An 11652-nucleotide genomic window follows, 5' to 3' on the forward strand; every position below is an offset into this window, starting at 1 on the left:
ATTCAGAAGAGCCCCTGATCCATTCGGATCAGGGGCTCTTCGCATTTCCGTTGACGTATCGTCGGTGCATGGACGATCAGACAGCGGTCATTGCGAACAACGTGCTCCGCCCCGAGCAGCGCGACGGCGCCCTGCGTGTTCTGGCGGAGGCCCAGACGGTGGACGGCCGGGCCGCCGTGTCCGAGCAGGGCCGGCTCCGGCTGCGTTCCTCCGCCGAGACGCCCCGCCCGGGCGTCACCCACTTCATCGCGGCCGAGGACGGGACCGACCGCGCTGCGGTCCTCGGCTACGGCCAGTTGGAGGTCCCGGAGGGCCCGACCGCCAACCCCGCCGCCGAGCTGGTGGTCGACCCGACCGCCCGCGGCCGCGGCCTGGCCCGTCCGCTGGTGGATGCCGTGCTGGAGCAGGCCCACCGGGCGGGGCGCGACGCGGTGGACTTCTGGGTGCACGGCGGCCACCCGGCGGCCCGGCACCTGGCCGAGGCGTACGGCGCCGAACTGGTCCGCGAGCTGCGGCAGATGCGCCGCACCGGCCGGCAGACCGAGGAGGTGGCCCTCCCCGAGGGCATCGAGCTCCGCACCTTCCGCCCGGGGGAGGACGACGCCGAGTGGCTGCGGCTGAACGCCCTGGCCTTCGCCCACCACCCGGAGCAGGGCGCCTGGACCGAGCGGGACCTGGCCGAGCGGCTCGCCGAGCCCTGGTTCGACCCGGCCGGCTTCTTCCTCGCCACCCGCGACGGCAAGCCGGTCGGCTTCCACTGGACCAAGGTGCACCCGTCCACCGCCACCGAGCCGGAGCTGGGCGAGGTGTACGTGGTCGGGGTGGACCCGGCCGAGCAGGGCAGCGGCCTCGGCCGGGCGCTGACCGCGGCGGGTCTGCGGCACCTGACCGGTTCCGGTGCGGGGGAGCGCGGACTGGAAACCGTCCTCCTCTACGTCGACGCCGACAATCCGGCCGCGGTCCGGGTATATGAACGACTGGGATTCACCGTTCACGAGGTGGACCTCATGTACCGCGCCCGGTACCGGGCCGACCGGTAGCACCGGCACCGGGCGAACCGCACGGTCTGGCCGTCCCGGACGGCCGGACCGTACCGAGCGGCCGTGGGCGAGGGGCGGAAGGCGGCACCGCCCCTTGCCCCGACCGACTCAGCTTTCCTCCTGGCCATGCGGTGTTTACCGTGGATTCAATTGCTGCCGCGAAGATCACAGGATGAAGTCCGTAGTGTCTCGCTCGTGCAGAGTCGACCGCCATTCGTCGGCCGGTCCTGTACGGACCGCGCCCGGTGGGTGGGCGCTGTCCCTGGGGGCCACCCGGGGCGAGGACGACGGCCCGCAGAGCCATTCGCGTCCGGACGCCGTCCTGCTGCTGGAGGAGCTGGAGCTCATGAGCATCCCCCGCCCCGTCTCTGCCCCGCTGTCGCCAACGGCCCGGATGTCCAGTTCGCTGGGTGTTCCCCCGGAGCTGCCGGCCACGGACGAGCAGGAGTTCGAAGCACTGCCGCAGGGCCGCTTCCTGGACCGCGAGCGGAGCTGGCTCGCGTTCAACGAACGCGTCCTCGAACTCGCCGAGGACCCGGAGATCCCGCTCCTGGAACGGGCCAAGTTCCTGGCGATCTTCGCCAGCAACCTGGACGAGTTCTTCATGGTCCGGGTGGCCGGCCTCAAGCGCCGCATCGCCACCGGTGTCGCCCAGCGCAGCGCGTCGGGCCTCCAGCCGCGCGAGGTGCTGGACCTGATCTGGACCCGCTCGCGCGAGCTGATGGCGCGGCACGCCGCCGCCTTCCAGCAGGAGGTGCTGCCGGACCTCGCGACCGAGGGCATCGAGCTGGTGCGCTGGCCGGAGCTGGCGGAAAAGGAGCAGGCCCGGCTCCACACGCTGTTCCGGCAGAAGATCTTCCCCGTCCTGACCCCGCTGGCCGTCGACCCGGCGCACCCCTTCCCGTACATATCGGGGCTCTCGCTGAACCTGGCCGTCGTGGTGCGCAACCCGGTGTCCGGGCACAAGCACTTCGCCCGGGTGAAGGTGCCGCAGTCGCTGGCCCGCTTCCTGGAGGCCTCGCCCCAGCGGTACGTCCCGCTGGAGGACGTCATGGGGGCGCACCTGGAGGAGCTCTTCCCGGGGATGGAGGTGCTGGCCCACCACGCCTTCCGCGTCACCCGCAACGAGGACCTGGAGGTGGAGGAGGACGACACCGAGAACATCCTCAAGGCCCTGGAGAAGGAGCTGATGCGGCGGCGCTTCGGCCCGCCGGTCCGGCTGGAGGTCGAGGAGTCGATCGACCCCTACATCCTGGACCTGCTGGTGCGGGAGCTGAACATCACCGAGGCGGAGGTCTTCCCGCTGCCCGGGCCGCTGGACCTGACCGGGCTGTTCGGGATCGCCGAGCTGGACCGTCCTGAGCTCAAGTACCCGAAGTTCGTGGCGGGCACGGCCCGCGGGCTGACAGACGTCGAGTCCGCCTCGCAGCCGGACATCTTCGCCGCGATGCGCGAGCGCGACGTCCTGCTGCACCACCCGTACGACAGCTTCTCCACCTCGGTGCAGGCCTTCCTCGAGCAGGCCGCCGCCGACCCGGACGTGCTGGCGATCAAGCAGACCCTGTACCGGACCTCGGGCGACTCACCGATCGTGGACGCCCTGATCGACGCGGCCGAGTCCGGCAAGCAGGTGCTGGTCCTGGTCGAGATCAAGGCGCGCTTCGACGAGCAGGCCAACATCAAGTGGGCCCGCAAGCTGGAGGAGGCCGGCTGCCACGTGGTCTACGGCCTGGTCGGGCTGAAGACGCACTGCAAGCTGTCGCTGGTGGTCCGCCAGGAGGGCGACACCCTGCGCCGCTACTCGCACGTGGGCACCGGCAACTACCACCCGAAGACGGCCCGGCTGTACGAGGACCTCGGCCTGCTCACCTCCGACCCGCAGGTCGGCGCCGACCTCTCGGACCTGTTCAACCGGCTGTCCGGCTACTCGCGCCGCGAGTCCTACCGCCGCCTGCTGACCGCCCCGCGCGGCCTGCGCGACGGGCTGGTCTCGCGGATCCACAACGAGATCGCCCACCACCGGGCGGGTCGGCCCGCGTACGTCAAGATCAAGGTCAACTCGATCGTCGACGAGGCCGTGATCGACGCGCTGTACCGGGCCTCGCAGGCCGGGGTGCCGGTGGACGTCTGGGTGCGCGGGATCTGCGCGATCCGGCCGGGCGTGCCGGGGCTGAGCGAGAACATCCGGGTGCGCAGCGTCCTGGGCCGCTTCCTGGAGCACTCCCGGATCTTCGTGTTCGGCAACAACGGCGATCCGGAGGTCTGGATCGGCAGCGCCGACATGATGCACCGCAACCTGGACCGTCGGATCGAGGCGCTGCTGCGGATCACCGACCCGGCGCACCGCGCCGAGCTGTCGGGGCTGATCGACCTCGGGGTGTCGGACGAGACCGAGTCCTGGCACCTGGGACCGGAGGGCACGTGGACGCGTCGCACCCAGGACGCCGAGGGCCGGCCACTGCGGCACGTCCAGGACCTCCTCATCGACTCGCGCCAGCGCCGCCGGGCCGCCGCCTCGCGCTGACGCGTCCACTGATGCGAGCCGCCGGAGCAGTCGGGCCCCCCGGGGCCCCGAGGGGACCTGCTCCGGCGGTCGGCCACCAGCTCCGGGGGACGGCTCCGGGGGAACGGGGATCTACCACGCCATGACCGATGCGCCGATGACGGCCCAGGCGGCGTCCACAGCGACCGCCGGGGACATCCTTTCCCGCCAGCTCACCACCCAGGCCGGGGCGTTCCTGCGCGCCCTGCCGCTCGCGGTGGGCGAGGTCGGCGCCAGACCCGGTTCGGCCGCGGTCGTCCCGGCGACCGGTACCGCCGACCTGCTGCGGGCCGTTCGGCGGGTCGGCGGGCTGCTGCACACCTTCGGCGCCGTCTTCGAGCAGACCTGGGCGCAGGAGTCGCGCACCGAGCTGCGCTGGCTGCTCAACCTGCTGGCGCTGGAGCCCGGGTACGTCCGCCGCTCGGCCCGGCTGCTGGGCGCGCTGGACTCGCTGAGCAGCACCGACCCGGACGGCACGGGCATGCTGGCCGGGCACGCGGGCGCCCCCAAGGCCCGGGCCCTGCTGGACCGGCAACTGACCCTGGCCCGGACCAGGGCGCACTCCACGGTGCTCCAGGAGCTCCGCTCGGCCCGGCTGCACGCGCTGGCGGACCGGATGACCCTGCTGGTCGGCGAGGCGCCGCTGCTGGAGGCGGCGAACGGCCGGGCGTCGGCGGTGCTGCTGCCGCAGGCGGCCGCCGCGTTCACCGCGCTGGCCACCAGCGCCCAGCAGCTGCCGTTGCGGCGGGCCGCGACGCCGTACGGCGGGGACGGGCTGCGCCGACTGGGCGCGGTTCCCGTGGCACGCGCCACGGGGGACGCGGACGCGGCGCTGGCGGCCGACGACGCGCCCTGGTCCCGGCTGCGGATCCTGGTGAAGCGGGCCCGGTACGCGCTGGAGGTGTGCGGCCGCCCGTCCGTCGAGCTGGACGAGCTGGACGCGGTGCTGGGCCGGCACCAGGAGGCGGCGGACGCGGCGGTGACGGCGGCCACCGCCGCGCGCACCCCGCGGATCACCCCCGCGACCGCCTACGTGCTGGGCGTGGTGCATGCTGATCAGCGACTGGAGGTGGAGGCGGCGCGGTACGCCTTCGGCCTCCGGTGGCCCGACCTCCCGCCCGGCCCGGACGGCTGGCTGGAGCTCCCCCCTGCCGAGGGCTGGGGGCATTCCCCCGTACCACGGACGGCCTGAATTGCGCGATCGCCTGAGCACCGGGCAGCCGGCGGAACCGGCCCCGGCCGGGGCGGGCCGAGCCCCGGTGATCCTGGCGGCGGGTGCGGTGCTGTGGCTGCCCGGCCGGCCCAAGCCCAGCGGCCGGCTGGGGAGGCCGCGGATCGCGGTGATCCACCGACCCAAGTACGACGACTGGAGCCTGCCGAAGGGCAAGCTCGACCCGGGGGAGGACGTCGTCGAGGCGGCGCTGCGCGAGGTGTGGGAGGAGACCGGTTTCCGCTGCCTGCTGGGCCCGGAGCTGCCCGCCCAGCACTACCCGGCGCAGGGCCGTCCGAAGGAGGTCCGGTACTGGTCGGCGGTGCCCACCGGCGGGGCCTTCCGGCCGAACCGGGAGGTGGACCGGCTGGAGTGGCTGCCGGCCGGGAAGGCCCGCGCCCGGCTGACGCACGGTCGCGACCGGTTGCTGATCGACGCCCTGCTGGTGATGCTGGGCGCGAGGCCCCTACGGACGGACGGCCCGCCACCGGTGAAGGAGCGGTGGAAGTGATCTCCCTGCGCCCTCGCCGTGACGCAACCGTTACTACGTGACGTAGTTTCCTGTCATCCGTTCGAGGTTCACTCCCCGTTCACTTGTGACCGGCTGTCGTGTCACTTACCCGGCCTAACTTCGGGACCACCGGAGGGCCGAACGGGCCCCGGACCACAGCAAAACCCGCGCAGCGCCGTACACGTACGGCCCGTGCAACGGGCAATGCCACAGAAAGGGACACCCCTGTGAAGCTCCAGCGGAACGGCCGCTCCAAGGCCCTCGCGATCGGTGCCATGGCGCTCGTCAGCTCGCTGTCGCTCGCCGCCTGCGGGTCGGACAACAACAACGGCTCCACCGCCTCCGGTGGCTCCAGCGGTTCCGCTGCCGCCAGCGCCATCAACTGTGGCAAGGCCGGTTCGCTGATCGCCGCCGGCTCGACCGCCCAGGGTGCGGCGATGGACGTCTGGAAGACGAACTTCAACGCCGCCTGCTCCGGTACCACGATCAACTACCAGGGTGGCGGCTCCGGCGCGGGGATCCAGCAGTTCAACCAGGGCAAGATCCAGTTCGCCGGTTCCGACTCGGCCCTCAAGCCGGCCGAGGTCGACGCCTCCAAGGCGGTCTGCACCGGTGGCCAGGGCATCGACCTCCCGATGGTCGGCGGTCTGATCGCGCTCGTCTTCAACGTCGACGGCGTGGACAACCTGGTCCTGGACGGTCCGACCGCCGCCAAGATCTTCGACTCGCAGATCACCAAGTGGAACGACCCGGCCATCGCCGCCCTGAACCCGGGCGCCAAGCTGCCGGACGCGGAGATCCAGACCTTCCACCGCTCGGACGACTCCGGCACCACCGAGAACCTGACCAAGTACTTCGCCGCCGCCGGCGGCGGCGCCTGGTCCTACCCGGCCGGCAAGGCCTGGGCGGGCAAGGGCGGCCAGTCGGCCAACGGCAGCGCCGGCGTCTCGGCCCAGGTGAAGCAGGTCAAGAACTCGATCAGCTACGTCGAGCTCGCCTACGCCCAGACCAACAACCTGAAGAGCGCCGCGATCAACACCGGCGCCTCCAAGCCGGTCGCGGCCACCGCGGAGAACGCCGCCAACACCTTCGCCAAGGCCCAGATCGCCGGCACCGGCAGCGACCTCGCGCTGAAGCTCGACTACGCGACCAAGGACGAGGGCTCCTACCCGCTGGTCCTGGTCACCTACGAGATCGTCTGCGACAAGGGCAACAAGGCCGAGACCCTCGACACCGTGAAGTCCTTCCTGACCTACACCATCAGCGACGCGGGTCAGAAGGCCGTCGGCGAGAAGGGCTACGTCCCGCTGCCGAAGACCCTCACCGACAAGGTCAACGGCGCCATCGCGACCCTGGCCTGATCCGACAGGACCACCGGTGGGACGGCCCCGTGAGCGAGGGGGGCCGGGGCCGTCCCGCCGGAACGCACCGATTCAGCACCAACGTCCGGGGCACCGCCGCCATGGTGCCGACCCCCTTCCGGGGCGGCGCCACCAGACCGGAGTAGACCAATGACTTCATCCTCCCCTGCCGCCCCGCGAGGCAGGGAACGCCGACCGCGTGACAGCCGGGTCGGCGACAAGATCTTCATGAACCTCGCCCGGGGCTCGGGCATACTGCTGCTGGTCATCATGGGCGCCATCGCCGCGTTCCTGACCTGGCGTTCGGTCCTGGCCCTCAGCACCAACGAGGGCAACTTCCTCACCACCTTCGAGTGGACGCCGGACGCCCCGAAGCCGGTCTTCGGCATCGCCGTCCTGGCCGTCGGCACCATCGTCAGCGCCGTCATCGCGATGGTGATCGCCGTCCCGGTGGCCATCGGGATCGCGCTGTTCATCTCGCACTACGCGCCGCGCCGGATCGCCCAGCCGTTCGCCTACCTGGTCGACCTGCTCGCCGCCGTCCCCAGCATCGTCTACGGCCTCTGGGGCGCGCTCTTCCTGGTCCCGCACATGGACGGCCTGACCAGCTGGCTCAACCAGTACCTGGGCTGGACGTACATCTTCGACCAGACCAAGACCGGCACCCCGCGCAACCTGTTCACCGTCGGCATCCTGCTGGCGATCATGGTCCTGCCGATCATCACCGCGGTCTCCCGCGAGGTGTTCCGCCAGGTGCCGCGGATGCACGAGGAAGCGGCGCTCGCGCTCGGCGCGACCCGCTGGGAAATGATCCGCACCGCGGTGCTGCCGTTCGGCCGCCCCGGCATCATCTCGGCCTCGATGCTCGGCCTCGGCCGTGCGCTCGGCGAGACCATCGCGGTCGCCGTGGTGCTGTCCGCCAGCAACGTCCTCTCGCTGCACATCCTGGACGCGGGCGGCGGCACCTTCGCGCAGAACATCGCGCTGAAGTTCGCCGAGGCCGGTGACAACGGCCGCAACGCGCTGATGGCCTCCGGCCTCGTCCTCTTCGTCATCACCCTGCTGGTCAACGGTGCCGCGCGACTGATCATCGCCCGCCGCAAGGAGTACTCGGGGGCCAACGCATGAGCGCCGCAACGACTTCCGTCACGGCGGACGCCCGGCCGGTCAGCCAGAAGCTGACCGCCAACCGGCTGCCCAGGTGGGCCCCGGCCGCCATTGCCGCCGGCTCGATCGCGGTTGGCTGCGGGATCGGCGCCGTCGGCGGGCTGGAGAGCCACCTCCAGTGGGGCCTGATCTCGGCGCTGCTGTTCCTGGCGGCCAGCTACGCGGTCTCGGCCCAGGTCGAGGGCCGGCGCCAGGCCAAGGACCGGTTCGCCACCTCGGTGGTCTGGGTCGCCTTCATCCTGGCCGTCGTCCCGCTGGTCTCCCTGACCGTCTACACGATCCAGCAGGGCATCGGCGTGGTGAACGGGAACTTCCTGAGCCACTCGATGAAGGGCGTGATCCAGTCCGGCCCCGGCGGCGGCATCTACCACGCCCTGATCGGAACCCTCCAGCAGGTCGGCCTGGCCACCGCGATGGCCGCCCCGCTGGGTCTGCTGACCGCCGTCTACCTGGTCGAGTACGGCCGCGGCAAGCTCGCCAAGGCCGTCACCTTCTTCGTCGACGTCATGACGGGCATCCCGTCGATCGTCGCCGGCCTGTTCGTCCTCTCGCTCTGGAACCTCGCCCTGGGCTTCAGCTACTCCGGCTTCTCGGGCAGCCTCGCGCTGGCGATCCTGATGATCCCGGTCGTGGTCCGGTCCACCGAGGAGATGCTCAAGCTCGTCCCGAACGAGCTGCGCGAAGCCTCGTACGCGCTCGGCGTGCCGAAGTGGAAGACCATCCTGCGGATCGTCCTCCCCACCGCGATCGGCGGCATCACCACCGGTGTGATGCTCGCGGTCGCCCGCATCACGGGCGAGACCGCCCCGGTGATGATGCTGGTGTTCGGCGCCGATGCCATCAACACCAACCCGTTCGAGGGGCCGCAGCAGTCCCTGCCGATGTACATCTGGCTGCAGTACTCCCAGGTCAACAACGACTTCGGCTACGCCCGCGCCTGGGGCGCCGCGCTGGTGCTGATCGCCTTCGTGATGGGGCTCAACCTCATCGCCCGGGGCATCGCACGCTGGCGCTCGCCCAAGGGCGGACACTGAGCGACCGACTGACGTACGACACAGCATTCATTAGCGGCCGTCGGCCGCGGGCGAGAGAAGTAATGATCATGGCCAAGCGCATCGACGTCAGCGGACTGTCGGCCTACTACGGCACCACCAAGGCCATCGAGGACATCTCGATGAGCATCGAGCCCCGTTCGGTGACGGCCTTCATCGGCCCCTCCGGCTGCGGCAAGTCCACCTTCCTCCGCACCCTCAACCGGATGCACGAGGTGATCCCCGGCGCCCGGGTCGAGGGCAAGGTCCTCCTGGACGACGAGAACCTGTACGCCTCCAACGTCGACCCGGTCGCCGTGCGCCGCTCGGTCGGCATGGTCTTCCAGCGCCCGAACCCGTTCCCGACCATGTCGATCTACGACAACGTGGTCGCCGGGCTCAAGCTCGCGGGCGTGAGGAAGAAGGCCGTCCTGGACGACGTGGTGGAGCGCTCGCTGAAGGGCGCCAACCTCTGGAAGGAGGTCCACAACCGGCTGAACAAGCCGGGGGCCGGCCTCTCCGGCGGTCAGCAGCAGCGCCTGTGCATCGCCCGCGCCATCGCGGTCGAGCCGCAGGTCCTGCTGATGGACGAGCCCTGCTCCGCGCTCGACCCGATCTCCACCCTCGCCATCGAGGACCTGATCGGTGAGCTGAAGTCGCAGTTCACCATCGTCATCGTGACCCACAACATGCAGCAGGCGGCCCGCGTCAGCGACCGCACCGCCTTCTTCAACCTGGCCGGCGTCGGGCAGCCGGGCAAGCTGATCGAGCTGGACGACACCCAGCGGATCTTCTCCAACCCGTCGGTCCAGGCGACCGAGGACTACATCTCCGGCCGCTTCGGCTAGGCCGCCGGACCCCAGCCGTCCCGCGGTGCTGCATGGCGGTGCCGCCGCGGGGCACGAGGAAGGGCCCGCCCCCGAGATGTGGGGGCGGGCCCTGCCTCTTCCGTACCGTCCGGGGCGTCAGCCCCAGAACAGGTGGACGAACCAGTACATCAGCGCTGCGACGATGGCGGCCGCCGGCATCGTGATGAACCAGCCGAGCACGATGTTCTTGGCGACGCCCCAGCGCACCGCGCGGATCCGCTTGGTGGCCCCCGCACCCATGATCGCCGCGGTGATCACGTGGGTGGTGGAGATCGGCGCCTTGAAGACGAACGACGTGATGTACATGACCGCGGCGGAGGTGGCCTCGGCGGCGAAGCCCTGCGGCGGGTCCAGCTCGATGATCTTGCGGCCGAGCGTCCGCATGATCCGCCAGCCACCCGCGTAGGTGCCCAGCGAGAGCATGGTCGCGCAGGAGATCTTCACCCAGACCGGGATCCCGCCGCCGGACTGGTGACCGGAGATGGTGAGCGCCATCACCACGATGCCCATGGTCTTCTGGGCGTCCTGCAGACCGTGCGCCAGCGCCATCGCGGCGGCGGAGGCGGTCTGGGCGACCCGGAAGTTGCGCTTGGCGCGGTGCGGGTTGGCCCGGCGGAAGATCCACAGGATCGCCAGCATCACCAGGAAGCCGCCGACCAGGCCGACCACCGGCGAGACGATCATCGGGATGACGATCTTGTCGATCACCCCGCTCCAGATCACGTCGACCCCGCCGGCCAGCGCCGCGCCCACCATGCCGCCGAACAGGGCGTGCGAGGAGGAGGACGGCAGACCGAAGTACCAGGTGACCAGGTTCCAGGCGATCGCACCGACCAGTGCGGCGAACAGGATCGCCATCCCCTGGTTGCCGGTCGGGGTCTCGATGATCCCCTTGGAGACGGTGTGCGCGACCCCGCTGCCCAGGAACGCGCCGGCCAGGTTCATCACGGCGGCCATCGCGAGCGCGGCCTTCGGGGTGAGCGCCCGGGTCGAGACCGAGGTGGCGATCGCGTTCGCCGAGTCGTGGAAGCCGTTGGTGTACGTGAAGAAGAACGCAACGCCGATGACGGCGATGAGTGCTGCCATGTCCACGAGGGTCAGGACTCCTTGACGGCGATGGTCTCCACCGTGTTGGCGACGTGCTCGAAAGCGTCCGCCGCCTCCTCAAGGACGTCCACGATCTGCTTGAGCTTGAGCACCTCGATGGCGTCGTACTGACCGGAGAACAGGTGGGCGAGCAGCTTGCGGTGGATCTGGTCGGCCTGGTTCTCCAGCCGGTTGACCTCGATCCAGTACTCGGTGAGGTTCGACATGCTGCGCAGGTTCGGCATCGCCGCGGCGGTGAGTTCCGCGGCGCGCGCCAGCACCTCGATCTGCTGCTCGACGCCCTTCGGCAGCGTCTGGATGTCGTAGAGGACGACCAGGTCGACGGCCTCCTCCATGAAGTCCATGATGTCGTCCAGCGACGAGGCGAGGCTGTAGATGTCCTCCCGGTCGAAGGGCGTGATGAAGGAGGAGTTCAGCTGGTGGAAGACGGCATGGGTGGTGTCGTCCCCGGCGTGCTCGGCGGCGCGCATGCGCTCGACGATCTCCGCGCGGGCCGACACATCCGATCCCAGCAGCTCCAGCAGGAGCTTCGATCCGACGACGAGGTTCTCCGCTGCCGCGGCGAACATGTCGTAGAAACTCGTCTCCTTCGGGGTCAGGCTAAAACGCACGGAAATCTCCGATGTGCGGGGTAGGGACTGAACGATGCTAGGTGCAACCAAGCGCAATCGCGCAAACGGGGTGATGCCGGAGGAGGCGGAACCTCCCCTTCCGTTCGGCTGCCGCACCGGCTGATCCGGACCGCACGGCCGTGTGCGGACGTGAGTGAGCGTAGCGAGCGAACCGTCAGGAGGCGCGCTTTGAGAGGTGCGCT

Annotated in this window: 10 protein-coding genes; 8 read left to right on the forward strand and 2 right to left on the reverse strand. The window is 70.5% G+C overall.

Translation table 11 applies throughout. The annotated features are described in order from the left end of the window. Positions 1 to 68 precede the first annotated feature (68 nt). From mshD to pstB, 8 genes are all read left to right on the forward strand, one after another. Positions 69 to 1040 (forward strand): mycothiol synthase, encoded by a 972-nt coding sequence (gene mshD / locus J0670_RS16170; protein ID WP_207812277.1) that lies wholly within the window; start codon positions 69 to 71, stop codon positions 1038 to 1040. Between the two features lie 346 nt (positions 1041 to 1386). Continuing rightward, on the forward strand, positions 1387 to 3564 hold the full coding sequence (locus J0670_RS16175; protein ID WP_207812278.1) for an RNA degradosome polyphosphate kinase: 2178 nt from the start codon (positions 1387 to 1389) through the stop codon (positions 3562 to 3564). Between the two features lie 121 nt (positions 3565 to 3685). Beyond that, on the forward strand, positions 3686 to 4774 hold the full coding sequence (locus J0670_RS16180; protein WP_207812279.1) for a CHAD domain-containing protein: 1089 nt from the start codon (positions 3686 to 3688) through the stop codon (positions 4772 to 4774). A 67-nt stretch (positions 4775 to 4841) separates the two neighbouring features. Next, on the forward strand, positions 4842 to 5303 hold the full coding sequence (locus J0670_RS16185; RefSeq protein ID WP_374223113.1) for an NUDIX hydrolase: 462 nt from the start codon (positions 4842 to 4844) through the stop codon (positions 5301 to 5303). Positions 5304 to 5530: 227 nt separating this feature from the next. Further along, complete coding sequence (gene pstS / locus J0670_RS16190) at positions 5531 to 6664, forward strand: phosphate ABC transporter substrate-binding protein PstS (RefSeq protein WP_207812280.1); 1134 nt, start codon at positions 5531 to 5533, stop codon at positions 6662 to 6664. Between the two features lie 150 nt (positions 6665 to 6814). Next, positions 6815 to 7792, forward strand: coding sequence for a phosphate ABC transporter permease subunit PstC (gene pstC, locus J0670_RS16195; protein ID WP_207812281.1), 978 nt, complete (start codon positions 6815 to 6817; stop codon positions 7790 to 7792). Next, positions 7789 to 8865 carry a phosphate ABC transporter permease PstA gene (pstA, locus tag J0670_RS16200; RefSeq protein ID WP_207812282.1) on the forward strand — a complete coding sequence of 359 codons (1077 nt, stop codon included), beginning with the start codon at positions 7789 to 7791 and terminating at the stop codon, positions 8863 to 8865. Before pstC ends, pstA begins: the two co-directional genes overlap by 4 nt. 68 nt (positions 8866 to 8933) lie before the next feature. Then, positions 8934 to 9710: a phosphate ABC transporter ATP-binding protein PstB gene (pstB, locus tag J0670_RS16205; protein WP_207812283.1), complete on the forward strand. Its 777-nt coding sequence runs from the start codon at positions 8934 to 8936 to the stop codon at positions 9708 to 9710. A 117-nt stretch (positions 9711 to 9827) separates the two neighbouring features. Here pstB and J0670_RS16210 read toward each other — a convergent pair whose 3' ends face one another. Next, positions 9828 to 10823, reverse strand: a complete 996-nt coding sequence (locus J0670_RS16210; protein ID WP_207812284.1) for an inorganic phosphate transporter — start codon at positions 10821 to 10823, stop codon at positions 9828 to 9830. A 5-nt stretch (positions 10824 to 10828) separates the two neighbouring features. Beyond that, on the reverse strand, positions 10829 to 11449 hold the full coding sequence (locus J0670_RS16215) for a DUF47 domain-containing protein (protein ID WP_207812285.1): 621 nt from the start codon (positions 11447 to 11449) through the stop codon (positions 10829 to 10831). Between the last annotated feature and the right edge of the window lie 203 nt (positions 11450 to 11652).

It is taken from the genome of Streptomyces sp. FH025 (assembly GCF_017427025.1).
GTDB lineage: Bacteria > Actinomycetota > Actinomycetes > Streptomycetales > Streptomycetaceae > Kitasatospora.

Excerpts from the sequence above, each read along its gene's own strand:
- pstB (WP_207812283.1), top strand. The coding sequence starts at position 8,934 with ATGGCCAAGCGCATCGACGTCAGCGGACTGTCGGCCTACTACGGCACC.
- J0670_RS16180 (WP_207812279.1), top strand. The coding sequence starts at position 3,686 with ATGACCGATGCGCCGATGACGGCCCAGGCGGCGTCCACAGCGACCGCC.
- pstC (WP_207812281.1), top strand. The coding sequence starts at position 6,815 with ATGACTTCATCCTCCCCTGCCGCCCCGCGAGGCAGGGAACGCCGACCG.
- J0670_RS16175 (WP_207812278.1), top strand. The coding sequence starts at position 1,387 with ATGAGCATCCCCCGCCCCGTCTCTGCCCCGCTGTCGCCAACGGCCCGG.
- mshD (WP_207812277.1), top strand. The coding sequence starts at position 69 with ATGGACGATCAGACAGCGGTCATTGCGAACAACGTGCTCCGCCCCGAG.
- pstA (WP_207812282.1), top strand. The coding sequence starts at position 7,789 with ATGAGCGCCGCAACGACTTCCGTCACGGCGGACGCCCGGCCGGTCAGC.